Origin of the sequence: Selenihalanaerobacter shriftii, from assembly GCF_900167185.1 — a bacterium.
Lineage (GTDB): Bacteria > Bacillota > Halanaerobiia > Halobacteroidales > Acetohalobiaceae > Selenihalanaerobacter > Selenihalanaerobacter shriftii.
In genome coordinates this window covers 208,884-235,825 of record NZ_FUWM01000003.1, presented here as the reverse complement: position 1 = coordinate 235,825, position 26,942 = coordinate 208,884, and the positions used below count along the sequence as shown (strand labels likewise).

General features: G+C 31.6%; 23 protein-coding genes. 20 read left to right on the top strand and 3 right to left on the bottom strand.

From position 1 onward, the window contains the following. Positions 1–6: 6 nt before the first annotated feature. The 9 genes from B5D41_RS01125 (at position 7) to putP (ending at position 11,445) form a co-directional block, all read left to right on the top strand. The gene (locus tag B5D41_RS01125; protein ID WP_078808756.1) at positions 7–1,560 is read left to right on the top strand and encodes a DEAD/DEAH box helicase; all 1,554 of its coding nucleotides are present in this window, start codon (positions 7–9) and stop codon (positions 1,558–1,560) included. A gap of 58 nt (positions 1,561–1,618) precedes the next feature. Beyond that, positions 1,619–2,524 (top strand): BON domain-containing protein, encoded by a 906-nt coding sequence (locus tag B5D41_RS01120; protein WP_078808755.1) that lies wholly within the window; start codon positions 1,619–1,621, stop codon positions 2,522–2,524. Positions 2,525–2,899: 375 nt separating this feature from the next. Next, positions 2,900–3,940: an N-acetyl-gamma-glutamyl-phosphate reductase gene (gene argC / locus B5D41_RS01115; protein WP_078808754.1), complete on the top strand. Its 1,041-nt coding sequence runs from the start codon at positions 2,900–2,902 to the stop codon at positions 3,938–3,940. A gap of 34 nt (positions 3,941–3,974) precedes the next feature. Then, positions 3,975–5,201, top strand: coding sequence for a bifunctional glutamate N-acetyltransferase/amino-acid acetyltransferase ArgJ (gene argJ / locus B5D41_RS01110; RefSeq protein WP_078808753.1), 1,227 nt, complete (start codon positions 3,975–3,977; stop codon positions 5,199–5,201). 118 nt (positions 5,202–5,319) lie between these two features. After that, the gene (argB, locus tag B5D41_RS01105) at positions 5,320–6,189 is read left to right on the top strand and encodes an acetylglutamate kinase (RefSeq protein ID WP_200806386.1); all 870 of its coding nucleotides are present in this window, start codon (positions 5,320–5,322) and stop codon (positions 6,187–6,189) included. 14 nt (positions 6,190–6,203) lie between these two features. Beyond that, on the top strand, positions 6,204–7,397 hold the full coding sequence (locus tag B5D41_RS01100; RefSeq protein ID WP_078808751.1) for an aspartate aminotransferase family protein: 1,194 nt from the start codon (positions 6,204–6,206) through the stop codon (positions 7,395–7,397). A gap of 312 nt (positions 7,398–7,709) precedes the next feature. Continuing rightward, on the top strand, positions 7,710–8,636 hold the full coding sequence (locus tag B5D41_RS01095) for an HD-GYP domain-containing protein (protein ID WP_078808750.1): 927 nt from the start codon (positions 7,710–7,712) through the stop codon (positions 8,634–8,636). Positions 8,637–8,689: 53 nt separating this feature from the next. Further along, a complete protein-coding gene (gene nagA / locus B5D41_RS01090) occupies positions 8,690–9,844 on the top strand; it encodes an N-acetylglucosamine-6-phosphate deacetylase (RefSeq protein ID WP_159442864.1) in 1,155 nt (384 codons plus the stop codon). Positions 9,845–9,978: 134 nt separating this feature from the next. Further along, positions 9,979–11,445 (top strand): sodium/proline symporter PutP, encoded by a 1,467-nt coding sequence (gene putP, locus B5D41_RS01085; RefSeq protein WP_078808748.1) that lies wholly within the window; start codon positions 9,979–9,981, stop codon positions 11,443–11,445. A gap of 283 nt (positions 11,446–11,728) precedes the next feature. Here putP and B5D41_RS01080 read toward each other — a convergent pair whose 3' ends face one another. Beyond that, a complete protein-coding gene (locus B5D41_RS01080) occupies positions 11,729–12,121 on the bottom strand; it encodes a hypothetical protein (protein ID WP_078808747.1) in 393 nt (130 codons plus the stop codon). Between the two features lie 152 nt (positions 12,122–12,273). Between B5D41_RS01080 and B5D41_RS01075 the strand changes: the two genes are divergently transcribed. The 6 genes from B5D41_RS01075 to B5D41_RS01050 all read left to right on the top strand — a co-directional run bounded on the left by B5D41_RS01075 (position 12,274) and on the right by B5D41_RS01050 (position 19,114). Continuing rightward, a complete protein-coding gene (locus B5D41_RS01075; protein ID WP_078808746.1) occupies positions 12,274–12,585 on the top strand; it encodes a hypothetical protein in 312 nt (103 codons plus the stop codon). 169 nt (positions 12,586–12,754) lie between these two features. Continuing rightward, positions 12,755–13,837 (top strand): glutamine-hydrolyzing carbamoyl-phosphate synthase small subunit, encoded by a 1,083-nt coding sequence (carA, locus tag B5D41_RS01070; RefSeq protein ID WP_078808745.1) that lies wholly within the window; start codon positions 12,755–12,757, stop codon positions 13,835–13,837. Positions 13,838–13,849: 12 nt separating this feature from the next. Beyond that, on the top strand, positions 13,850–17,053 hold the full coding sequence (gene carB, locus B5D41_RS01065) for a carbamoyl-phosphate synthase large subunit (protein ID WP_078808744.1): 3,204 nt from the start codon (positions 13,850–13,852) through the stop codon (positions 17,051–17,053). A gap of 207 nt (positions 17,054–17,260) precedes the next feature. Continuing rightward, a complete protein-coding gene (locus B5D41_RS01060) occupies positions 17,261–17,470 on the top strand; it encodes an SHOCT domain-containing protein (RefSeq protein ID WP_078808743.1) in 210 nt (69 codons plus the stop codon). A gap of 21 nt (positions 17,471–17,491) precedes the next feature. Next, positions 17,492–17,758: an SHOCT domain-containing protein gene (locus B5D41_RS01055; RefSeq protein ID WP_078808742.1), complete on the top strand. Its 267-nt coding sequence runs from the start codon at positions 17,492–17,494 to the stop codon at positions 17,756–17,758. A gap of 297 nt (positions 17,759–18,055) precedes the next feature. Further along, on the top strand, positions 18,056–19,114 hold the full coding sequence (locus B5D41_RS01050) for a hypothetical protein (protein ID WP_078808741.1): 1,059 nt from the start codon (positions 18,056–18,058) through the stop codon (positions 19,112–19,114). Positions 19,115–19,187: 73 nt separating this feature from the next. Here B5D41_RS01050 and B5D41_RS01045 read toward each other — a convergent pair whose 3' ends face one another. Beyond that, positions 19,188–20,231 carry a peptidoglycan DD-metalloendopeptidase family protein gene (locus B5D41_RS01045; protein ID WP_078808740.1) on the bottom strand — a complete coding sequence of 348 codons (1,044 nt, stop codon included), beginning with the start codon at positions 20,229–20,231 and terminating at the stop codon, positions 19,188–19,190. Positions 20,232–20,649: 418 nt separating this feature from the next. On the opposite strand from B5D41_RS01045, the gene B5D41_RS01040 reads away from it, so the two are divergent. The 5 genes from B5D41_RS01040 (at position 20,650) to argH (ending at position 26,014) form a co-directional block, all read left to right on the top strand. Next, positions 20,650–21,711: a 2,3-butanediol dehydrogenase gene (locus tag B5D41_RS01040; protein ID WP_078808812.1), complete on the top strand. Its 1,062-nt coding sequence runs from the start codon at positions 20,650–20,652 to the stop codon at positions 21,709–21,711. A gap of 187 nt (positions 21,712–21,898) precedes the next feature. Further along, positions 21,899–22,867 carry an ornithine carbamoyltransferase gene (gene argF, locus B5D41_RS01035; protein WP_078808739.1) on the top strand — a complete coding sequence of 323 codons (969 nt, stop codon included), beginning with the start codon at positions 21,899–21,901 and terminating at the stop codon, positions 22,865–22,867. A 35-nt stretch (positions 22,868–22,902) separates the two neighbouring features. Further along, positions 22,903–24,111: an argininosuccinate synthase gene (locus B5D41_RS01030; protein ID WP_078808738.1), complete on the top strand. Its 1,209-nt coding sequence runs from the start codon at positions 22,903–22,905 to the stop codon at positions 24,109–24,111. 24 nt (positions 24,112–24,135) lie between these two features. Continuing rightward, a complete protein-coding gene (locus B5D41_RS01025) occupies positions 24,136–24,657 on the top strand; it encodes a GNAT family N-acetyltransferase (RefSeq protein ID WP_078808737.1) in 522 nt (173 codons plus the stop codon). Then, positions 24,638–26,014 (top strand): argininosuccinate lyase, encoded by a 1,377-nt coding sequence (gene argH / locus B5D41_RS01020; protein ID WP_234983856.1) that lies wholly within the window; start codon positions 24,638–24,640, stop codon positions 26,012–26,014. The genes B5D41_RS01025 and argH overlap by 20 nt, the downstream gene beginning before the upstream one ends. 37 nt (positions 26,015–26,051) lie before the next feature. Here argH and B5D41_RS01015 read toward each other — a convergent pair whose 3' ends face one another. Then, complete coding sequence (locus B5D41_RS01015) at positions 26,052–26,768, bottom strand: manganese catalase family protein (RefSeq protein ID WP_078808736.1); 717 nt, start codon at positions 26,766–26,768, stop codon at positions 26,052–26,054. Positions 26,769–26,942: the final 174 nt, after the last annotated feature.

Below are 26,942 nucleotides of genomic sequence, written 5' to 3'. Positions count from 1 at the left end.
AGTTGAATGGTTGTTAACCAGCAAGCAATTGATAATAATCTATTAGTATTGGAAGAATTAAAAGAGTTTTGGGAAGAAGTAGAGTTTTCTTTATTTCCTCATCAGATAGAAACGGCTCACCGAGTAATTAATAAATTTGATGGTAGAGCTTTGTTGGCTGATGAAGTAGGTTTAGGTAAGACAATTGAAGCAGGATTAATTTTAAAAGAGTATCTTTTGCGAGGAGAGATTGAAAAAATATTAATCTTGACTCCCGCTTCTTTGGGTTATCAATGGTGGTATGAGTTAACTAATAAATTTAATATAGATTTATTTCATAATCGCAAAGGAAGAGCCTGGCATTATTTTAATAATCAGATTGCTTCTATTGATTTAGCTAAAAGAGAACCGCATTGTGATATGATTTATGAACGAGATTTTGATATGGTTGTGGTTGATGAAGCTCATAAATTAAAGAATAGTGACACATTAAATTGGAAGTTTGTTAATAAACTTTCTTCTAAATATATGTTATTTTTAACTGCTACCCCTATTCAGAATAATTTGAAAGAAATTTATAATTTAGTTTCTATTCTTAAACCAAAAGTATTTAATAGTTATAGTAATTTTAAATCTAAATTCAATAGTAATTCTCCTGACTATAAAGCTATAAAAAATAAATTATCTAAAATAATGATTAGAAATCAAAGAATTAATTCTAAACTAGAATATACTGAACGTAATGTAAAGTTAATTCCTCTCAAATTAACCTCACCTGAACAAGAACTTTATGATGGAGTTACTAACTTAGTTAAAAAAGAATATGAACGTTGTATTTCTGAGGATAAAAGTATATTGCATTTAATTACTTTACAAAGAGAAGTATGTAGTAGTTCATTTGCAGTAGTTGGTACATTAAGAAAATTTTTAAAATCAGCTCCTAAGATGCTCAAACCCAAAATAGAACGATTATTAGTATTAGCCCAGAATATTGAAGTTAATCAAAAAGTTAAAGTAATTGAGGAGATTTTAGGAAAAGTAGATGGACAAGCAGTTATATTTACAGAATATTTAGCTACTCAACATTATATCTGTAATTATTTATATAATCGTGGGATAATGCCGGTCAGATTTGATGGTGGGTTAAGTGATAATCAAAAGGAATGGGCTAAGCATATATTTGCTGAACATGGTGATGTATTAGTTAGTACTGAAGCTGGAGGACAAGGTATTAATTTGCAGTTTTGTAATGTAATTATTAATTATGATTTGCCTTGGAATCCTATGAACTTAGAGCAAAGGATCGGTCGGGTGCACAGATTAGGTCAAACTAAGGATGTAGAGATTTATAATCTATCTACTCAAGGTACTATTGAAGAAAAAGTACTAAATTTATTATACCAAAAGATTGATCTTTTTGAGTCAGTAATAGGTGGATTAGATAATATAGTAAATGATGTAAGTGATGAAATCGGTTTAGGTACTACTATTTTAGAAAGTTTGATTAATCCAGAGAATGATTTATTAAGTTTAGATTTAGATGAACTACCAAATAATCATATCATACAGAAATCTTTTTAAATAGTATTATCTAATTAGTTATGTCAATAATAGGGAGTAAGAAAGGAGGTTGTATATAATGTCTAATGAAGAAGTCAAAGGTGAAGGGTTGAGCATGTTAGTGAAGAAAGCATTAACAGAGGATTTAGAAGTTGGGGCGTTAGATGTTAGGGTCAATACTGAAAATGGAATAATTCATTTAGACGGAATAGTAGATGTATTAGCTGACAAAGAAGAAGCAGAGAGAATTGCTAGTAGAGTAAGAGGGGTCAAGGGAGTAGAAAACAGGTTGGCTGTAGCTCAAGATGGTATTAGAAAAGATAAGGAATTAAGTAAAATTATTACCGCTAAATTTAATGAAGAATCCGATTTATTAAATATAGGTGTGATAGTTAAAAGTGGTAGGGTATTTTTGAAGGGGAAAATTAAGAAGGTAGCCCAAGAACAGAAAGCTATGCAGCTTACTAGACAAATTATTGGTGTTAAAGATATAGTTAGTAATTTAAAAATAATTTCTAAAGAGGATAGTATTATTGGTAATGAAGTTAGTAGAGTTTTAAATAGTGACCAGCGTGTGGATTCAGCAGCGATTACAATAGAAGTTGAAGATGGTAAGGCAATATTAACAGGTTCGGTATTGAATATAGAAATTAAGGAATTGGTTAATCATTTATTAGCAGAGATAGAAGGGTTACAAGAGATTAATAATGAGTTAGTTACTCATAAAGGTGGAGTGGGTGGAGATACGGCTTTAGAAGCGATGATTAGACGTGAATTAGGGCAGACAGATGGAGTTAGTCCTGTACAAGTTAAAGTTTATGTTGTTGGTGGGTCTATTTTCTTAGATGGTGAAGTAGATAGTCCCGAACAACATGAAACAGCTATTAAAGTTGTACGTGATATAATTAGAAATGTAAAAGGAGTTAATGGCTTAAATGATGGAATCAAAGTGACCGGCAAGAAAGCATCTAAATCAGAAAAATAAAGACAGGTGTCTCGGAGAGATAGACACCTGCTTTAAGAGTGACATCTGTGTTTGAATTCAAACACAGTATGTTACTCGTATTAATAGTATATAGATTGTTTTAAGATTTATGCATGTATGATTTAATAAAATTTAGATGAAAGTAATTATCATGAGGTTAAAGTGGTGTAGTTTAGAAAAGAGGGTGCTCGGCGAATTATTTATCATATTAGATGTTTGTAGATTAATTAAAAAATTGCAAAGATTTGGTAAGTAAAAAGTTTATTAAAAAAATGTTTGCATTTTTATTCGTTATTATGTATAATTATAACTAACGTTATATATAAATGAGTAATTTAAATAGTAAATGGTAAAGAGTTGAGTGAGGTGAAGATAATGATTAAAGTAGGGGTTGTTGGTTCAACTGGATATACAGGAGTAGAATTAGTACGTTTATTGAGTAGACATCCAAAAGTTAGTTTAAAATTAATTACTTCTAGAAGTTTTTCTGGGAAGAAGATTGCCGATATTTATCCTAACTTACAAGGGATTGTAGATTTAGAATGTGAAGAATTAGATTTCACAGAGATTGCCGATAGAGTAGAAGTAGTCTTTACTGCTTTACCACACGGAGTTTCAATGTCTGTAGTGCCTAAGCTATTACAAGTTGGAGTTAAAGTTATAGATTTAAGTGGTGATTATCGTTATCAAGACCAAGAATTATATGAAGAATGGTATACAGAGTCACATCAAAGTCCAGACTTATTAAGTGAGGCTGTGTATGGTTTGCCAGAATTAAATAGAGAAGTTATTAAAGAGAGTAGATTAATAGCTAATCCTGGATGTTATCCGACATCAGCTATTTTAGCTTTAACACCTGTAGTTAATAAAGGGCTTATAGATCTTAATTCAATTATTATTGATTCTAAATCCGGGGCAACCGGTGCCGGAAGAACTCCAAGTAGAGCTACTCATTTTTGTGAGGTTAGTGAAAATTTTAAAGCTTATAAGGTAGCTCAACATAGACATACATCAGAGATTGAAAATGGAGTAAAAATGGTAGCAAATAAAGAGGTTGTATTATCTTTTACTCCCCATTTAGTACCAATGAAGCGAGGAATTTTAAGTACAGTTTATACCCAACTTAAACAGAATTTTACTACTAAAGAATTAAGAGAGTTATATCAAGATTTTTATAGTTCTCATCCTTTTGTGCGAATACATAAAGTTGGGAAGTTACCAGAAACTAAGTATGTAGTGAATTCCAATTATTGTGACATTGGATTAAAGGTAGATTCTAGAACTAATCGATTAGTAATAGTATCTACTATAGATAATTTAATTAAAGGTTCTAGTGGGCAGGCTATTCAGAATTTTAATTTATTATCAGGTTTATCAGAAACTACTGGTTTAAAATTTTCAGGAATCTTTCCATAAATAAATGTAGCTATAAATAAGAGGAGGGAATATCATGTCTGAAGATTTAAAAAAAATTCAGTTTAAAGATATATCAGGAGGTATTACTAGTACCCCAGGTTTTTCGGGAGCTGGTATTAATTGTGGGATTAAGAAGGATGATAGAGATTTAGCATTAATATATAGTGAATCCGAAGCAAGGTTAGCAGCGGTTTTTACCCAAAATCAGGTAAAAGCTGCTCCAGTATTTATCGGTCAAAAGCTTAGAAAGAATGGTAAAGCTCAAGCTTTAATTATTAATAGCGGTAATGCTAATGCTTGTACTGGAGATGAAGGGTTTAAGAATGCAGAGAGGATCTGTGAACTGACTGGTGAGAAATTGGGAATTAGTAGTGATTTAGTATTTCCAGCTTCAACAGGGATAATAGGACAACAACTACCAATGGATGCTATAACTACTGGTATAAATGACATCAGCGAACAGCTTCATTCAGCAGGTGGTAAACGAGCAGTTAGAGCAATTATGACTACAGATACTTATCCTAAAGAAATAGCAGTTTCTTTTGAGATAGATGGTAAAGAGGTAATTATAGGTGGAATGGCTAAAGGTTCCGGAATGATTGAACCTAATATGGCTACAATGTTAGGATTTTTATCAACAAATTTAAATATTTCTCAACCATTATTACAGGAAGCATTATCAACAGCAGTTAATCGTACTTTTAATCTAATAACTGTTGATGGAGATCAAAGCACTAATGACACAGTGGCTATTTTAGCTAACAAAACTGCTGAAAATAAATTAATTAATACTAAAGATGATAATTATTATAAATTTTTAAATGTTTTAGAAGAAGTAACAAAGTACTTAGCTCAGCAAATAGTTCGTGATGGAGAAGGAGCGACTAAATTTGTAGAAATCGAAGTAATCAACGCTTTAACATTAAGTGATGCGAAATTAATTACTAGAGCTATAGGGAATTCTCAATTGGTTAAGACTGCTATTTTTGGTGAAGATCCAAATTGGGGACGAATTGTAGCTGCTGCTGGTTATTCTGGAGGTCAAGTTGAATTAGATAGATTAGATGTTGAGATTAATGGTGAGAAATTATTGGTAAATGGGCAAAAAAATTTAATAGACGAAGATAAATTACGAAATTTACTGGCTCAAGATGAGATTAAAATTAAATTAGATCTTCATTTAGGTCAAGGAAGATATAAAGTATGGACGTGTGATTTATCATATGAATATGTGAAGATTAATGCTGAATATCATACTTAATTTATGAGTAATGAGTTGTCAGTGTCTGTGTCAGTTATCAATGTTGAAATTTTTATCTGGTATTAAGAACTGACACTGATAACTGACACTGAGAACTAGTTAACTAGGAGTGATAATGATGAATGATGTAATTAAGAAAGCAGATGTACTAGTAGAAGCCTTACCATATATGCGAAAATTCCAAGGTAAGACTATAGTAATTAAGTATGGTGGAAATGCTATGGTTAATAATAAAATTAAAGAATCGGTATTAGAAGATATTACACTTTTAAAGTATGTAGGAGTTAATCCAGTAATAGTTCATGGTGGGGGACCTGTGATTAGTGAAACCTTGGATAAGTTTGAAATTGAAAGTGAGTTTTATCAGGGATTAAGAATTACTACTAAAGAGATTATGGAAATTGTAGAAATGGTACTAGTAGGAAAAATTAATAAAGAAATAGTTTCTTTAGCTAATAAATTTGGTAGTAAGGCTATAGGAGTATGTGGTAAAGATGGTAACTTAATTGAGGCAGATGATTATGAATTAAATTCTAAAAATGAAGTTGATTTAGGGTATGTAGGGCAGGTTAAAGAGATTAATTCTGAAATTTTGGATAAATTAATAGTTGATAACTTTTTACCAATTGTAGCTCCAATTGGAGCAGGTGAAAATGGAGAAAGTTATAATATTAATGCTGATTTAGTTGCTGGTCATTTAGCAGCAGCCTTAAATGCAGATAAATTAATTTTATTAACTAATGTGGAAGGGATTTTAGGAGATAAGAATAATAATAGTTCTTTAATTTCTTCATTAACTATTGACGAGGCAAAAATAATGATGAATGATAAGCGAATAGCAGGTGGTATGATTCCTAAAGTTAATTCTTGCATTAATGCTTTAGAGAATGGAGTGCGGAGAACTCATATTCTGGATGGAAGAGTACCTCATGCATTATTATTAGAAATATTTACAGATAGAGGAATTGGCACTATGGTAACTAAGTAGAAGGAGAGGAGAATATGAAGAAAAGAGAAATTGTTAAAGCAGATAATGATTATTTTATGAATGTCTTTGGTGACAGAATGCCGATCGTAGTGGATAAAGGAGAAGGTATTAAGGTTTATGATAAAGAGGGGAATGAATATTTAGATTTTTTGGCAGGTATTGCAGTTAATGCTTTAGGTCATAGTCATCCAGAATTTAATAAAACATTAAAGAATCAAATTGATAAAATAATTCATTGTACTAATATTTATTACATTGAGCCTCAAGCAAAGTTAAATAAGTTATTAGTAGAGAATTCAGTAGGAGATAGGATTTTTTATGGGAATAGTGGAGCAGAGGCTAATGAGGGGGCAATTAAATTAGCTCGTAAGTATTTTAAGGTAAGAGATGAAGATAGATATGAGGTTATTACTACTACTAAGTCATTTCATGGACGAACTTTAGCCACTATTGCAGCAACAGGACAAGAGAAGTATCAAAAACCGTTTACTCCTTTACCAGAAGGCTTTAAATCAGTACCTTTTAATGATTTAGATGCTTTAAAAGGAGCTGTTTCTGATAAAACTTGTGCAATTATGTTAGAACCTATTCAAGGTGAAGGCGGAATTAATGTAGCAGATAAGGAGTATTTAAAAGGAGTTAGGGAACTCTGCGATGAAGAAGGAATATTACTGCTCCTAGATGAGATTCAAACCGGACTAGGAAGAACGGGTAAGTTATTTGGATATGAACATTATGGAATTGAACCAGATATTTTTACATTAGCTAAGGCATTGGGCAATGGAATACCGGTTAGTGCCTTATTAGCTAAGGAAGAAGTAGCAGATGCTTTTAAACCTGGTGATCACGGTTCTACGTTTGGTGGTAACCCTTTAGCTTGTGCGGCAGCTTATACAACGCTTAATACCATTTTAGAAGAAGGTTTAGTGGGACATACTCTTAAGATGGGAAAATACTTTAAGAATAAGTTAAATGAATTAATCGAAGAGTATGATTTTGTTAAGAGTGTTAGAGGGAAAGGTTTAATGATTGGTTTAGAAGTTGACCTTAATGCTAAAGTATTAGTTGGTGAAGCTTTAGAAAAAGGTTTATTAATAAATGCAGTTAGTGGAACAACTTTACGATTTTTACCGCCATTAATTGTGGAGGAAAAGGATATTGATCAAGTGGTAGAGATATTAAATGATATGTTTGCAAAATATGAATAAAAGATTAAAAAGTAGGCCTATATAGGTCTGCTTTTTTTAATTGGTTTAAGTTATTTTTTTCACATAATATGCAGGGGAATGGGGGAGAGGTATAGAAATATGTAAAAAATAGAAATAAATTGATAAAATGTAATTTTGCTGATTAGAATAAGGGGGTTATTATGGATTTAGTAGAAGTTTCGAAATTAGAGTCAGGAATGGTTTTGGCTGAAAATATATACTCTCCCAATGGAGAAATTTTACTAAAGAAAGGTATTCAAATAAGAGATAGTTATATATAAATTAAATAATTGGGGAGTTGAATCTATTCATGTGGAAGGAAGTGAAGAGGAACAGAACTTAAAAGATGAAAAAACTGAGATAATTTCAGAACAAATAGAAAAAGAGATAAAAATAATAACCAAAGAGTATGTGCAAAATGTTAGTATAAGTAAGCAAGTAAGCGATATGATTAAATTTGAAGCTATATTAGGAATTATAGAAGAGATTGTTGAAGGAATCATTGATAATGAAGATATATTACATAATTTAGAGAGTATAATGAATTTTAAAGATGATAAGTTCTTTCATTTAATTAATGTAACTGTTCTTTCATTGATGTTAGGAAGTAGTTTAAAGTATAATAAAGAATGGCTAAGAATTTTAGGTATAGGAGCATTTTTACATGATATTGGGGAGACAAAGGTTCCAGCAAAAATTCTAAATAAACCTAGTAAATTATCTCCAGCTGAGTTTGCAGAAGAACAAAAGCATACTTTGTATGGATATGAATTTTTGGAACAACAAGAAAATATTAATGAATTATCTGCATTAATAGCTTATCAACACCATGAGCGTTGCGATGGATCAGGCTACCCTCAAGGATTACTAAAACGAGATATACATGAGTTTAGTAGAATAGTGGCTATAGCAGATGTATTTGATGCTATGAGAAATGATAGAGTATATAGGTCTGCATTTAAAATTAAAGAGGTAATTGAATATTTATATACTATGATAACTTGGAATAAATTAGATAATCAATTAATAGAAAAGTTTTTAGAATGTTTAGTGCCTTATTCAATTGGAACTAAAGTTAAATTAAATGATAATTATGAAGGAGTAGTAACTCAAATTAAAGAGAATTTTAATATGCGTCCAGTAGTTAAGGTCTTAAAAAAAGATGGTAAAGAACTGGATGAATCATTTGAGATCGATTTAGAGAAAAAACTTAATTTTGTTATTGAAGAAGTAGGATAAAAGTTAAATTTCAAAGATAATTATGAGTAAATTAATTAAGAGAGGCTATGAAGATGAAACAGATTATTAAGGCAAGTGAGATTTATACTCCGGAGATATCAAGAAAAAAACATCTAATTATAGAGGGTAATAAGGTAGAAAGTATTAGTAATAATATTAAAGACTATAATTTACAAGAGTATAAGTTAATTAATTACTCAGAATATAGAGTATTGCCAGGATTAATAGATATACATATTCATGGTGGAGCAGGAGTAGGAGTAATGGATGGTAGGTTAGAATGTATTAAAAAGTTATCGGAATATGCTTTTAAAAGCGGAGTTACTTCATTTCTTCCTACCACATTAACAACATCGAAGGTTAAATTAATGAATGTCTTAGCAATTATTCAGTATGCTAAAGGTCAGAAATATTCTTCTAATATCGAAGGAGTGCATTTAGAAGGCCCATTTATTAATGAAAAACAGGCTGGAGCTCAAAATCAAAATTTCATCTGCACACCAAAGCATAAATATCTTCAAGAATTAATTGATAGTTATCAAGATTTAATTAAGGTTGTTTCTATAGCGCCAGAAATAGAGAAAGGTTTAGATGTAGTTGATTATTTTGCAAGGAAAGGTATAACAGTTTCAGTGGCTCATTCTGATGCTACATTTGAGATAATGCAAAAGGCATTTGCTAAAGGTTTAGACCAGGCTACTCATTTTTTTAATGGAATGAGAGGGCTACATCATCGTTACCCTGGAGTAGTCGGAGCTGTATTAAATAATGAAGAATGTTATTGTGAATTAATAGCAGATGGAATTCATGTTCATCCAGAAGTTATAGATTTATTAATTAAAATTAAAGGTGAAAAAAAGATAATTCTAATTAGTGATAGTATGCAAGCAGCAGGTTTATCTGCAGGGAGTTATGCATTAGGTGATGATAAAGTAACTGTAGATGAAACTGGCAAAGCTTATTTATCAGATGGAACTTTAGCAGGTAGCACTTTAAGGCTAATAGATGCTATAAGTAATATGGTGCAGTTTACTCATTTAAATTTTGTTCAAGCTTTAAAGATGGCAACAATTAATCCAGCAGTTAAATTAGGATTAGAGAGAAAAGGAAGGTTAGAAGTAGGGTGTGAGGCAGATTTTATAGTAGTAAATGATAGCTTAGATATAATAGCAACTTATAAAAATGGAAATAAGGTATATGAAGTTTAATTAAGGTGGTCAATTGACTACCTTAATTTTTATTAGTATAAGTTAAACAATTAAAATAACTAAATTTGAATAAGATCGAAATTTATGGTAATATTAGAAGGTGATTATATTTTAGCTGAGAGGAGTAGAGAAGTATGATTCAAATGCAGACTTTATTAACTTTTATAATTTATTTTATTTTCTTAATGGGAGTTGGGATTTATTTTTACAGAAAGACAGTAGATGTGGAGGATTATTTATTAGGTGGTAGAGGAATGGGAAGTTGGGTAACAGCCTTATCTGCTCAAGCTAGTGATATGAGTGGCTGGTTGTTGATGGGATTGCCTGGAGCGGTTTACATAGGTGGTATGAATCAGGCTTGGATTGCAATCGGTTTGTTTATAGGAACTTGCTTAAATTGGAAGTTTGTAGCACCGAGATTGAGAGTTTATACTAAACGGACAGAATCAATGACATTGGCATCATTTTTTGAAGATAGGTTTAAAGATCCGACAGGCTTGTTAAGAGTTATATCTGCTCTTATAACTTTATTATTCTTTACTATTTATTCTTCATCTGGATTAGTTGCTGCGGGTAAACTTTTTGAATCTATGTTTAATATTGATTATACATTAGCAGTAATAATCGGTTCATTTGTGATTGTATTATATACTTTTTTGGGAGGTTTTTTAGCAGTTTGTTGGACAGATTTATTTCAGGGATTACTTATGTTTGTAGCAATAATTGTGGTTCCTATTTTAGCTTATAATTATGTAGGTGGGGCAGAGGCTATTAAAGAAGCGATGCTTGCTAAAGAAGTCTCCACTAGTTTGATCTCAAAAGATTTTTCTATTATGGCTACTATTTCTACTATGGCTTGGGGATTAGGCTATTTTGGTCAACCTCATATTTTGGCTAGATTTATGAGTATTAAATCCGTAAAAAAAGTTCCAGAAGCTATGAAAATAGCCGTTACTTGGGTTTTTATTTCATTAGGAGGAGCTGTTATAGTAGGAGTTATTTCAATCCCAATGTTTGATAGTTTAGCTAGTGGGAATCATGAGAAAGTATTTATTTACATGATTAGTCGATTATTTAACCCTTGGATTGGAGGAATTTTATTAGCTGCTATATTATCAGCTATTATGTCTACAATAGATTCTCAATTATTAGTTTCATCTTCAACTTTAACAGAGGACTTTTATAAGCGAGTTATTAATAAAGAAGCTTCAGATAAAGAATTAATGCATACTGGTAGAATCTGTGTATTACTTATTTCAATTATAGCTTTATTTTTAGCTTTAAATCCAAATAATACAGTATTAGGTTTAGTTGCTTATGCTTGGGCTGGATTTGGAGCAGCTTTTGGACCAGTAGTATTATTTGCTTTGTTTTCAAAGAATACAAGTTGGCAGTCTGCTTTAGCCGGTATGGTTGTTGGAACAGTTGTATTACTTATTTGGAAGCAGGTAGGATTAGGTAAAATTATGTATGAAATTGTTCCAGGTTTTATTGCTAATGTAGCAACTATTCTTATTGTTAACACTATGGTAAAGCAGACAGATGAAGATATTTTAAATGATTTTGATGAAGTAATTGAGGTAACTGATACTATAGCTTAATGATTAATGATATTCAAGTGTATTCTAAATAATAATATTTTGATTTAATATTTATTTGATATAGTTAAAAGATGGAGGAATTCCTCCATCTTTTTTTATCGTATAGGAAATTATACTTAATTTCAAATTGTGGATAACTTTCTAGTCAATATACCTCTGTAGCGACTCTTAAAACAGCCTGGGGCCATGGACGGCGGTAAGGCTGTTTTTGAGAATGAATGGAGCAGGATGCGGAATGAATGGCAAGTGAAAGAGGTATATTGACTTTGTTCTTTAATAATAATTAAGTGATTTTTTCTTTTGTTAAATAGACTGTATAGCTAGTAATTAATCCGAATGCTAAGAATGCAGTTAAAGAAATTAATAGATTTGTTCCTTGCATCCAGGATGCGGTTATTGTTCCTTGACTAGCAGCGATTGGTAAAATAACAGCCCATACTAAAGTACCATATATTATGCCTATTAACCATGTGTTTATGGCAGCTATGGATTCGCTGTTATTAACTAGATAGAAAAGAATCCAGCCGGCAACTTGTCCAACAAGAATATGTATGAGAAGCTGTGTGATTGAAAATTTAGGATTTAATGCTGATATATTAAGACTTTCTCCTATAAAGACTATTCCTGCTTGAAGCAATGATGCTATTAAGAATCCAAAATAGTAGTTTATTTTCATTTTACTCTCCTTTCTTAATTCTTTATTTTAATTTGTAATGGATTAATTAAATAATTTATATTAATTCTAATTTAAGCTAATTTTGTGATATTATCCATAGAAAATTAATTAAATTTAGTATAATATTAACTTAAAAGCAAAGGAGAGGTAAAATGTCTACAACTGATTTATATAGGAAAGAAGTTAAACGAATTGCTACAATAATTAAAAGCGAGTATGAACCAGACAAGATTATTCTATTTGGTAGAAACGAAGTGATAATCAATATGCTGATTATCAAAGAAACAGATATGAAAAGTTATGAAAGAGGAACAGTAGTTTCAGGGTTGATTTCTAACCGAAAGCTGCCATTTAATCCTTTCGTTTATACTCCTAATGAGATAACACTTGACACAAAAGTTGGTTCGATGACTTATAAAGAGATTCTAGAAAACGGAGAAGAGATATATTCGAAAGTAGATTAATTTCATAATTGATTTTTTATAAAAAGAAGCCATGCAAATGGCTTCTTTTTATTTTATTGGAAATAAATACCTGATTATTCTTGCATTTTTATTCACTATAATGTATAATTATTAATAAGATAAAGTACAAAGTGGTAATTTTGTATATGATTTTTGGGGGGAGAGATATATGAAGGCGATTCTAGCGTTAGAAGATGGAACATATTTTGAAGGGGAATCTTTTGGAGCTACAGGTGAAATTGATGGTGAAATAGTATTTAATACCAGTATGACTGGGTATCAGGAGATAATGACGGATCCGTCTTATCGCGGACAGATTGTAAATATGACTTATCCATTGATTGGGAATTATGGGATTAATGATGAAGATAATGAATCAGAAGAGATTCAGGTGAGAGGATTTGTTGTTAGAGAAAGCTGTAATTATCCGAGTAATTGGAGATGTCAACAGACTGATGAAGAGTTCTTACAGCATAATAATGTAATAGGAGTTAAAGGGATAGACACTCGAGCGTTAACAAAGCATATTCGAAAACATGGAATGATGCAAGGTGTAATTTCAACAGAAGATTTAAATCTAGATAGTTTGATACAGAAAGCTAAATTAAGTAGTTTAAGTAAAGATTTAGTTTATGAGGTGACTACTAATGAGAATTATTCAATAGAACCTATTAATTATCAAGCAAAATATCATATTGCAGTTTTAGACTTAGGAGTTAAACAAGATATCTTAGAATCATTCAAAAAATCTAATGCACAATTAACAATATTATCAGCAGATACTTCAGCTAATGAAATTTTAGATTTAAATCCAGATGGCGTATTCATTTCTAATGGGCCAGGTGATCCCAAGGATGTTCAAGAGGTTGTGCAAGAAGTTAAGAAGCTAGTTGGGAAGTTACCTTTATTCGGAATCTGTTTTGGACATCAAATTTTAGGGTTAGCTTTAGGAGCTGATACGTATAAATTAAAGTTTGGTCACCGGGGAGCAAATCATCCTGTGCAAGATTTAAAAACCGGTCAAGTATATATTACTTCACAAAATCATGGATATGCAATTAAAGAAGATTCATTGCCTCAAGATATGGTTATTACTCATAAGAATTTAAATGATGATACTATTGAGGGGATGAGACATAAGAAGTTACCGATTTTTTCAGTACAGTATCATCCAGAAGCAGCACCTGGACCTAATGATTCAGAGTATTTATTTGGTGAATTTATTAAATTATTAGTAGACTCAGCAGCGTAGGAGGGGATTTAGTTGCCAAAAAAGGCAGATTTAGATAAAGTATTGGTTATTGGTTCTGGTCCAATTGTTATTGGGCAAGCAGCAGAGTTTGATTATTCTGGGACACAAGCATGTAAGGCTTTACAAGAGGAAGGGATTGAAGTTGTTCTAGTTAATAGTAATCCTGCTACCATCATGACTGACACTGATATAGCTGATAAGGTATATGTTGAACCGATTACTGTTGAATTTATAAAGAAAGTTATGGAGATAGAAGATCCAGATGGTATCTTACCGACTTTAGGTGGGCAGACTGGACTTAATTTAGCGGTTGATTTAGCAAAGCATGGAGTATTAGAGGAGACAGGAGTAAAGCTTTTAGGAACCTCTTTAGATGCTATTCAACAAGCTGAAGATAGAGATAAATTTAGAAATACTATGAAAGAATTAGGAGAGCCAGTAGCAGAAAGCGAAATTATCGATAGTCTGGGAGCTGCTAAAGAATTTGTAACTGAAGTTGGATTTCCAGTGATAATTAGACCAGCTTATACTATGGGGGGGACTGGTGGTGGTATTGCTAATGACCAACAGGAGTTAGTAGATATAGTCAGTCGTGGTTTAAATAATAGTCCTATTAGTCAGGTTTTAATCGAGAAAAGTATTGCAGGTTGGAAAGAAATTGAGTATGAGGTGCTACGAGATGGGGCTAATAATTGTATTACTGTTTGTAATATGGAGAATTTCGATCCGGTGGGAATTCATACTGGAGATAGTATAGTTGTAGCACCTAGTCAAACATTATCAGATTTAGAGTATCAGATGTTAAGAACAGCTTCGTTACGAATTATTAGAGAGCTAAAAATTGAAGGCGGTTGTAATATTCAATTTGCTCTAAATCCAGACAGTCTAAATTATTCTGTAATTGAGGTGAATCCAAGGGTAAGTAGGTCTAGTGCTTTAGCTTCAAAGGCAACAGGTTACCCTATTGCCAGGGTAGCAGCAAAAATAGCGATTGGACTTAGATTAGATGAGATTGAAAATTCAATAACTAAAGAAACTACTGCCTGTTTTGAACCGGCTTTAGATTATGTAGTTTCTAAAATTCCAAGATGGCCTTTTGATAAGTTTGATTTTGCTGATAGAAATTTGACTACTCAGATGAAGGCTACTGGAGAAGTTATGGCTGTAGGAAGAAATTTTGAAGAATCAATCATGAAAGCTATAGATTCTTTAGATAGTGATATTGATTTAATTTCTGCTGATTTTAGTCATCTATCTGACACTGAATTAGAAGAAAAGTTAATTACACCTACTGATGAGAGGTTATTTATTATAATTGAAGCTTTGAAACGAGGCTGGGATTTATTAAAGATAATTGATTTAACAGAAATAGATAAATTCTTTATATTTAAATTAGCTTATTTAGTTGAGGAATCAGAAAAGTTAAAGAGTTATGCTTTAGATGATATTGACACAGTGAAGTTTAAAGAGTTAAAGAAGCATGGTTTCTCTGATCCATATATAGCTAAATTAATAGAATCGGATGAAGTAAAGGTAAAGTCTAAGCGAAAAGAGTTAGGATTAGAAGCAATATTTAAGATGGTAGACACTTGTGCGGCTGAATTTGAGGCGGCAACTCCATATTATTATTCGACTTATGAATTAGAGGATGAGATTTTTAAGTCAGATAAGGATAGTGTTCTAGTTGTTGGGTCTGGTCCTATTAGGATTGGACAGGGAATAGAGTTTGATTACTGTAGTGTTCATTCAGTAAAAGCACTGTCAGAGGAAAGGGTCGATTCTTTAATTATTAATAATAATCCAGAAACAGTGAGTACTGATTATGATACTTCAGATAAATTGTTCTTTGAGCCGATAACTCCAGAACATGTAATGAATATTATAGATAAAGAGGAGCCACAAGGAGTAATTTTACAATTTGGTGGACAGACTTCAATTAATTTAGCTCAAGATCTTGCTAAAAGAGGGGTTAAGGTCTTAGGTACTTCAGTAGAAAGTATAGATTTAGCAGAGGATAGAGATAAATTTGTAAAGGTGCTACAAAAGTTGGGGATTAGATATCCAGATGGAGATACGGCTATCTCTATAAAAGAAGCATTAGATATTGCTAGTAAGTTAAGTTATCCTTTATTAGTTAGACCTTCTTATGTATTAGGAGGTCGTGCTATGGAGGTTGTTTATAAGAAGGAAGAGTTATTAGAATATATGAAGAAAGCGGTTAAGGTTTCACCAGATCATCCTGTCTTAATTGATAAATATATTGCTGGTAAAGAAGTAGAAGTTGATGCCATAGCGGATGGAACTGATGTAGTCATTCCAGGAATTATGGAGCATATTGAAAAAGCTGGAATCCATTCTGGTGATAGTATGGCGGTTTATCCTCCACAAACCTTAAATGAACACCAAGTTAATGAGATAATAGAGTATACAGTTAAAATAGTAAAGGAATTAAAGATAATAGGACTAGTAAATATTCAATTTGTAATTGATGAATTAGGTCATCCATATGTATTAGAAGTAAATCCTAGAGCCAGTAGAACAATTCCAATTTTAAGTAAAGTAACTGGAGTGCCAATGGTTAAATTGGCTACAAAGACAATATTGGGTAAGTCTTTACCAGAATTAGGATATGATTACGGCTTAGTACCAGAATCAGAATTAATTACAGTTAAATCACCGGTATTTTCTTTTGAAAAACTATCAGATGTAGATATCTTTTTAGGACCAGAGATGAAGTCTACAGGAGAGGTAATGGGTACGGACACTACTTTCTCTAAGGCGTTATATAAATCAGTTTTATCTGCAGGATTTAATCTACCGCAAGGTGGTAAAGTTTTATTATCTATAGCAGATCGAGATAAAGAAGCTGCTATTGAGATTGCAGAGCAATTTATAGATTTAGGGTTTGATTTAGTAGGAACTACAAATACAGCTGAGAAGCTAAATGAAGTTGGGATTGAAATAAAATCAATACCAAAAGAAAGTAAAGAGCAAGATGTATTTGATTTAATTAAGAAGAATGAAGTTGATTTAGTAGTAAATACCCCTACTAGAGGAAAGATTGCTACTAGAATCGGTTTTCAAATTAGGAGAACCGCTGTTGAATATAACGTGCTTTGCTTAACTTCTATTGGAACTACAGAAGCTTTACTTGCAGTTTTAAAGGAAAATTTAGAAGACTTTCAAGTGTTATCGTTAGATAAATATTTATCTTAAAATATTTGGAAAGTACCAGCTATTTAGTTGGTGCTTTTTTATTTTTAAATTATGATTTTTATTAATCTATAAATTTTTCATAATTAAATTAATTCAATTCATTATATTTTCATATTTATCTTTTATAATTAAATTAAGTTAAGAGAAAAGCAATGAATGAAATTTATTAATTAAAATAATTACTGAGAAATTTAAGGAGGGATAATTATGATGATGGGAGGCGGAGGATTAATTTGGATTATAATTATTATTGGTGCTTTCTTCATGTTCAACAATAATAATTTTCGAGGTAAAAATTGTAGTTCTAGAAATGTAACAAAATCTAAGACTTCCTTAGAAATTTTAGAAGAAAGATATGCACGTGGTGAAATTGATAAGGAAGAATTCATTGAAAGAAAAAATAATCTACTTAATTAAGAATAAAGGAGGCAATAAGATATGTTTGGATGTGGTTTTGGATGGAGAGGCTTTGGTCGTTATGGATTTGGTGGTTTTGGTATGGGATTTACAAATATTCTATTTTGGGGATTAATAATAGTTGCTATAGTTTTGATTGTAAAAGCAATAAAGTCTAATGGTAATCAAAAGGTTTTACAGAGTAGTTCTAATACTTCTAGTTCATTAGAAATATTAAAGGAAAGGTATGCACGAGGTGAGATAAATAAACAAGAGTTTGAAGAAAAGAAGAAAGATTTAGGTTATTAATATTAGCAATATTGTGATTGATATTATTGTTTAGCCCCTATAATTATTATAGGGGTTTTTTGCTTGTGAAAATTAGTTATATATTATAAAGAAGTATACAATTACCAAGTGGTTTCTTAGTTTAGTTCATTGAATCTTCACATTTGACTTTTAAAATTAAATTAGAATAAATATTAAATTATTATTTTTTAGGGGATAATGAGGAGGGAATAAATCAGTTATAAGTTGAATTTTATATTAAATTGCAGATAAGACAAATTTAGTCTATATAACTTTAAAAATAATAGGAGGGATTTGATGAAGAAAGTAGTAGCAAGTATAACAGTAATAGCATTATTGCTGTCATTGAGTTTATTAGCTTTGGCAAATGATTCACAGGATAACTTATTTAAAAAGAATTATGAACTTAGAAAAAATTATGTTAAAGAACAATTAGAACGAGGATTAATTAGCAAACAAGAAGCTGATTATAGGTTAAATAGACTAGAGACCATGCGAGAGTACTATGAACAAAATGGTAATGATTATGGATTTGAAACTAATTATAACTTACAAAAAAATAATATTAAAGAACAATTAAATCAAGGTTTAATCACTCAACAACAAGCCGATTACATGTTAAATCGACTAGAGACTATGAAAGATTATTATCAAAATAATACGAATAATTACGGAACTAATGATTGGTATAAGTTTCAACAAGATTATATAAAGCAGCAGTTAAATAGAGGATTAATTACTAAAGAACAGGCAAATTATATGTCAAAGCAATTAGATGTAAAGAGAGATTACTATAAAGAGAATAATATTAATAATTATGGTTATGGTTTTGGTCCAATGATGTATGGTCAAGGCATGATGAGAGGTAATGGAAATGGTTATAGTAAGATGACAGGTAATAGAAATAACCAAGGGATGATGAGGGATACTGGAAGTCAACAAGGAACGATGCATAATAATAGTCAAAATAGAATGCAACAATCCCAAGTAAGTCAAGAGAGAGTAAGTAATAATAAAAATGTGTCCGAAGTGACAACTAAATCACAGGACAGCTTATTTAAAAAGAATTATGAACTTAGAAAGAATTATATTAAAGAACAGTTAGAAGAAGGATTAATTACTGAACAGCAAGCGGATTATATGCTAGATAGATTGAATGCAATGAAAAGTCATTATGAACAAAATGGTAATAATTACAATCCTGGTTTTGGTTCTATGATGTATGGACCAGGTATGATGAATAGATATGGACAGAACATGATGAGGAATAACTCTGGCATGTCAAATGGTAATGGACCTGGCATGGGTCATGGTGGTATGGGTCATGGTAGAAGAAGAGGTAAAGGTAGATGGTAATTATAATTGCATAAAATAGATAATCAAGACCTTCTATTAAAATATAGAAGGTCTTTTTTAAATTTAAAGTAAATTAATTTATATATTTATGAGGATTCACATGATTACCATCAATCATTATTCTAAATTCTAAATGAGGTCCAGTGCTTCTACCTGTATTCCCTGATTTAGCAATAATTTGTCCTTGTTTGACTCGTTGCCCTTTACGCACCAATAGTCTAGAGTTATGGCCATAAAGTGAGATTACTCCATTGCCGTGATCAATAGTTATGGTTTTGCCAAAGCCTGAAATCCAACCGCTACTTATTACTTTACCAGCCTTAGTTGCTTTAATTGGGGTTCCCGTTCTAAGTGCTATATCTATTCCTTTATGGAATTGTTTTTTATTTAAAATAGGATGAACTCTCCATCCGTAATCAGAACTAATTCTACCACTTTTAGTTGGCCATACGAAATCAGGTTTAACTTTAGTAACATTTTTAGAAGTATTTGATAGGTCAAGTGTTAATTTAGAAACTTTAATTGTCTGTCCAGATGTAATACTATCGCCTTGAAAATCATTTAATTTCTTAATAGTTCCAACTGTAGTATTGAATTTTTTGGATATTCTTTCTAATGTGTCCCCTCTTTCAACTTTATAGGAGACAATTTCATAAAAGTCAGTATTGATTCCCCCACCTAAAGCTGTTTTAGGGATGACTAATTCTTGTCCAATACGAATAACATTAGAATTTAAATCATTAGCTTTTTTAATGACTTCAACTGATACATCATATGTAGAAGCTAACTCTGATAGTGTATCACCGGATTTTACTGTATGTTTATTAAAACTATTAGCTTCCTTTAAATGTTTTCGGGTTGTTGCACCGACTATTCCATCAGCAGGAAGCTCTGCATCTCTTTGAAAATTAATTATTGCTTCTTTAGTACTAGGTCCAAAAATCCCATCAATAATTAATTTTTCACCTAACATTACTAAACTTTCTTGTAATTCTCGTACATCATTTCCTTTCATACCTTGTTGTAAAACCCTTGATTCTGCATGAACTTGACTTACTAATAGAGAAGTGATGAGTATAACTAGTATTGAGATTAATTGTAATTTTTTATACTGCAATAATATAGTCCCCCTTTTTGTTTAGATTACTGCTTTATATAAAATTCACATAAATTATGTGATATTATATTATTTATATTCATTAATAAGGCACTCATATTTATTTTACATTAATTTAATAATTTTTTCAACTTAATTAGATAATTTGTAATAAATTGTAGGATTTTAACTTTTAATTTGAAGAGGGGGTTAAAACATAGAATAGTTGATAAGATTGTTGAAAATTGTTATAATTTAAGTAGGAATGTTTAATATCTTTACATGAGTATGTGATATTTATCACTAACATTATAGTAACTTATATGAGTAAATAGATAAACTAGTATCATCTTCAGCATGTGACTCAGCTTACTATCATAATGCTGTAATTTATATTTTATAGAAAGATTATAGGGAGGAGATAGAAGTGATAGATAAAATGAATGCATTAAGATGGCATGGGAGAAATGATATTAGAATTGATGAAGTTGCTATACCAAAAGTAAACTCAGGAGAGGTAAAGATTAAAATAGAATGGTGTGGGATCTGTGGGTCAGATTTATATGAATATAAATCAGGACCACTTTTTATTCCAGAAAGCAAGTCACATCCATTGACCGGAAGAAAAGCACCAGTAATTTTAGGACATGAAATTGCAGGAGAAGTAGTAGAAGTAGCTCATGATGTGAAAGAGATTCAAGTTGGAGATAGAGTAACAGTTGAACCAATTAGGAGCTGTGGAACTTGTGTTCAGTGTAATGAGGGATATTATAACCTTTGTTCAAATAGAGGATTTCATGGTTTTGATGGTGGAGGTGGAGGCTTAGCTGAATATACTACTTGTAATGCTGATATGGTTCATAAATTACCTAAAAAGATGTCTATGGAACAGGCGGCCCTAGTTGAACCTCTGGCAGCAGCTATACATGCAATTAGAAGAGGACGTTTTGCACAAGGACAAACAGCAGCAATATTTGGTACAGGTCCAATTGGGTTAGCTCTTATTTCAGCTGTTAAAGTAGCTGGTGCTAAGAAAATAATTGCAGTTGAAATTGCGGAAAAAAGAAGAAAAATTGCTAAAGAGTTTGGAGCTGATATTGTATTAAATTCCAATGAGGAAGATGTTATAGCAGAAATAACTAAGTTAACTGATGGTCAAGGAGTAGATATTGCTTTTGAAACCACAGGTGTAGAAGTAAGTTATAATAATGCAGTTACAGCAACAATTAATTCTGGAAAGATAGTAGTAGTCAGCCTTTGGGGCAAAGAAATTGAAATAAATTTGAATGACTTAGTTTTAACTGAAAAAGAAGTGATAGGCAGTATAGCTTATAGAGATGTCTTTCCAGTTACCATGACTTTAATTGCAGAAGGAAGTATAAAGCCAGAAAAAATGATTACTAAACAAATAGGATTAGAGGAAGCAGTAGAAGAAGGCTTTAATGAATTAGTAGTTAATAAAGATGAAAATATTAAAATATTAGTAAACCCAAGTAAATAGATAAATATTATATTTTTTAATTTTAAGTAATATTTATACCGTTATGACCAGATAAAAGCGGTATTTTATGAATATATACAAATAAAATCGTATATTTTTACGAAAAATTCCTGATAACCCCTTGCATATTTATGCTATAAGTTGTATAATTATAAAAAGAAGTTAGAAGCGAGGGGTGAAAATAATTATGAGACATTTATTAACGGTTGCTGATTTAGGGGTAGAGGAGATTGAGGGACTATTTGATTTGACGGACAAATTAAAAAGAGAAGTAGAAGATGGTATTAAACATCCAATATTAGCTGGGAAGACTTTAGGGATGATTTTTCAGAAATCATCAACAAGAACTAGAGTTTCGTTTGAAACTGGAACGTTTCAATTAGGTGGACACGCGTTATTTTTAAGTTCTAATGATATTCAGTTAGGTCGAGGGGAAACTGTTAGTGATACTGCTAAGACATTGTCTAGGTATGTAGATGGAATAATGATTAGAACTTATGACCATAGTGATGTAGAGGAATTAGCAGAAGCAGGTTCTATTCCGGTAATTAATGGGCTGACTGATTTATTGCATCCTTGTCAGATCTTAGCTGATTTATATACTATTCAAGAAAAGAAGGGCAATTTAAAAGGAAAGAAACTCACTTATATCGGTGATGGAAATAATATTGCTAATTCATTATTATTGGGTACGACTAAAGTAGGTATGGATATTACTATATGTACACCTGCAGGTTATGAACCAGATTCTGAGATAATCAAAGAAGCTAAAACTCAAGCAGAAATGAGTGGTAGTCAGGTTGAAATTCTTGATGATCCAGTGGTTGCTGTAGAAGGTGCTGATGCAATTTATACTGATACTTGGGCTAGTATGGGGGATGAAGCAGAAAAAGCAGAAAGATTAAAAGCTTTTGAAGGTTTTCAAGTGACTACAGAATTAATGAATAAAGCTAAAGATGATGTTATCTTCTTACATTGTTTACCAGCATATAGAGGTCAAGAGATGACTGCCGAAGTAATCGATGGGCCACAATCTGTAGTATTTGATGAAGCTGAAAATAGAATGCATATCCAAAAGGCCATAATGGTTAAGTTAATGGAAGAGAATTCACAAAACATGCAGGAGAGTAATGAATATAAACAGAATATAAGTTAGGATATGGTAGAAAAAATATTCAAGGAGGAATAGTAATGAGTAAAAAAGATATTAATAAAATAGTTTTAGCTTATTCAGGAGGATTAGACACTTCAGTTGCTATAAAATGGCTTAAAGATGAATATGATGCGGAGGTTATTGCTTTTGCTGCTGATGTAGGGCAGAATGAAGATTTATCTCCTTTAGAGGAAAAAGCAATAGAGACAGGTGCTAGTAATATATATATTGAAGATTTACAAGATGAATTTATGAAAGAATATGTATTTAAAGGTTTAAAGGCAGGTGCTAAATATGAAGCTAAATATCCTTTAGCTACTGCTTATTCTAGACCTTTAATTGCGAAGAAGATGATTGAGGTTGCTAAAAAGGAAGGGGCAGACGCTGTAGCTCATGGATGTACTGGAAAAGGTAATGACCAAGTAAGATTTGATGTTTCTTTCCAGGCTTTAGCACCAGGGATTGAGATTGTTGCTCCATTAAGAGAATGGGAATTTGGTTCTAGAGAAGAAGAGATAGATTATGCAAGTAAACATGATATTCCAGTAGATGCTACTAAAGAAAACCCTTATAGTATTGATCGAAATTTATGGGGAATCAGTATTGAATGTGGAATCTTAGAAGACCCATGGGCAGAACCACCAGCAGAGGTTTATCAGATAACTACAGCTCCAGAAGAGGCTCCTGATGAACCAGAATATTTAGAAGTTACTTTTGTAGGTGGTGAACCAGTAGCTATTAATGGTGAAGAGTATGAACCAGTAGAACTAGTAGAAAAGTTAAATGAGGTTGCTGGCAAGCATGGCATTGGTAGAGTAGATATGGTTGAGAATAGATTAGTAGGAATTAAGTCAAGAGAAATCTATGAAGCACCAGCAGCGACTTTACTTTTAGATGCTCATAGACATTTAGAGGATCTAGTATTAGATAGAGAAACTTATCATTATAAAGAATTAATTTCAGAAAAATATTCTGAATTAGTATATTATGGTCAATGGTTTTCTCCATTAAGAGAGGCATTAGATGCATTTATTGAAAGTACTCAACAATATGTCAATGGTACTGTGAAAGTGAAATTATATAAAGGAAATTCTACAGTGGTTGCTAGAAAGTCTGATGATTCATTGTACCAAGAGAATTTAGCTACTTATGAAAAGTCTGATATATTTAATCATGAATCCGCTATAGGATTTATTGAGTTATTTGGTTTGCCGTTAAAAGTTCACGGGAAGGTACATAACGATTAGGATTATATAAAGGGGGAAGAGAGAATGGAAGTTAAGGTTAGAAGAGCAAAGATAGTGGATTGTGGGTTAGTATTTAATCTAACTAAGCGTGCTTTTCAAGATTATAATGATCCAAATCTCTTCCCAACTACTCCAGGTTTATTAGAAAGTAAAGAAGAGGTTATAAGTGATATTAAGAATAAAGAAGTTCTAATCGCTTATGTGAATGATAAGCCTGTAGGGTCTGTTCGTTTTTATTCAGATAACGGAAAAGAATTTTACTTGTTTAGGTTAGGAGTATTAAATAAATACCAAAGCCAAGGAGTTGGGAAGAAATTAATCTCTGAAGTAGAAGCTAGGGTGAAAGATCAAGGGGGAGAAAGGATTACTCTTTATTCAGCATATAGACTAAAAGAGTTACTAGCTTTCTATCAAAGTTTAGGTTATGAGATTATAGGTACTAAAGATGACTCTGATTATACTAGAGCTATTATTAGTAAGAATTTAGATAACGAAAGTAATAAAGATGATAGGGAGGAAGACAATTATGAAGTTATGGGGAGGTAGATTTGAAGCTGAAACAGATCAGTTAGTTGAAGAATATACTGCATCTATCGGATTTGATCAGCGGTTATATAAATATGATATAGAAGGTAGTATTGCTCACGTTAAGATGTTAGCCCATAGTGAAATTTTAACTTTAGATGAAAGAGATAAGATTATTAGTGGTTTAGAAGAAATATTAGAAGAGATTGAAAATGATGAATTTGAATTTGAAATTGGTTTAGAAGATATTCATATGAATATAGAAAAAAAATTAATCGACAAAATAGGGAGTGTTGGTGGTAAACTTCATACTGCACGTAGTAGGAATGATCAAGTAGCTTTAGATATGCGACTTTATCTTAAAGATCAGATTAATGATATCAAAGCATTAATTCAGAAGTTACAAAAAGTATTATTAGAATCAGCTGAAGAGAATATTGATATTATTATGCCAGGATATACTCATTTACAAAGAGCCCAACCAGTGAGAGTATCCCACCATTTATTAGCCTATTATGCTAAATTGAAACGAGATTATGACCGATTGATTGACTGCTATAAACGCACCAATGTTTTACCATTAGGTGCAGGAGCTTTAGCAGGAACTACGTTTAATATTGATAGAGAGTTTGTGGCTGATGAACTTGGTTTTAATAAAGTGAGTCAAAATAGTTTAGATACAGTTAGTGACCGGGACTTTGTAATAGAGTTTTTAGCAGCAGCTTCTACTTTAATGATGCATTTAAGTAGATTTAGTGAAGAATTAGTTTTATGGACTTCTCAAGAGTTTGATTTTATTAATATAGATGATGCATTCTGTACTGGAAGCAGTATTATGCCTCAAAAGAAAAATCCTGATGTTCCAGAATTAATTCGAGGAAAGACTGGACGAGTTTATGGTCATTTAATGCAGATATTGACAGTAATGAAAGGCCTACCTCTAGCTTATAATAAGGATATGCAAGAGGATAAGGAAGGTTTATTTGACACTGTAAGCACTTTAAAAGGTGCTATAGAACTATTTGCTCGTATGTTAGCTAAGACTACCTTTAAACAACAGAAATTAGAAGAAACGGCTGAAGATGGATTTACTAATGCTACAGAGGTGGCTGATTATTTAGTAGAAAAAGGAGTTCCATTTAGAGAAGCACATGAGGTAGTCGGTAAGACAGTCTTACATTGTGTTAAAGAAGAAAAGAAATTATCAGATTTAAAGTTAAAAGAATGGAAGGAATTTTCTAATAAATTTGAAGATGATATCTATAAAAAGATAGATATAAAAACAGCAGTAGACACTAGGAATATAATTGGAGGTCCAGCTAAAAAAGAGGTTTTAAGAGTAATTAAAACTGAAAAAGAAGAATTAAAAAAAGATTGATATGAAATATTTCATATCAATCTTTTTTTATAATTTTTTAATGAGTGTTAGGGTCATTAAAAGTATGGGTTTGGGCATCACCTCGAGGGTCATCAAAAGATGGAGGAGTAGGGTTAGGATTATCAAAATATCGACCAGGAGTAGATAAATCAAAGTATAATCGAGAGTCTTCAGTAACTCCAAAGTCATAATTAGAGGATTTATCATTCTTTTGTACTTTATTTAATGCTTCTCTAAATAAAGCATTGTGAGCTTCCTCTCTATTTAATAAAAAATCAATAGTTTCTTTAACACCTTGATCATCTATTTGGCGGTAGAGATATTCATAGACTACTTTAGCCCGTTGTTCTGCTGCGATATCAGATAGAATATCTGCAGCAACATCACCAGTAACATTAATAAAGTTCCCAGTGAAAGGAGATCCAGAAGCGTTAGCTAACATTGGAGAAAGACCTCCGAGAACTTGAGGTTCAATTGAACCAATAGTATCATTAGTATTAGCCACATCATGTCCATTTAACATAGTGATCATTTGAGCTACCATTTCTGCGTGCCCAAATTCCTCGGCTGCAATGTCTAAGAAGAGGTCTTTAATTTCTTGATCTTGGATACGAAAACTTTGACTAAAATACTGAAGCCCAGCTTTTAATTCACCATTTGCCCCACCTAGTTGTTCCTGTAACATAGCAGCATAAGCTGGATTTGGTTGATCTACTTTTACTTCATGTAGTAATTGCTTATCATGATTAAACATATAATATACAACTCCTTTTTTAGTAGTAATAGTAGTATTTGAAGTAAAGATGATAATAATACTGGAAATTTTAATTAGACTTGAGGAGGGGATTATTAATTTTTTCTAGAAAGGTAGTTAATATGTCCATTTATTCATGTATTAATTTGGTGAAAATGAAGAAAGACTATATAA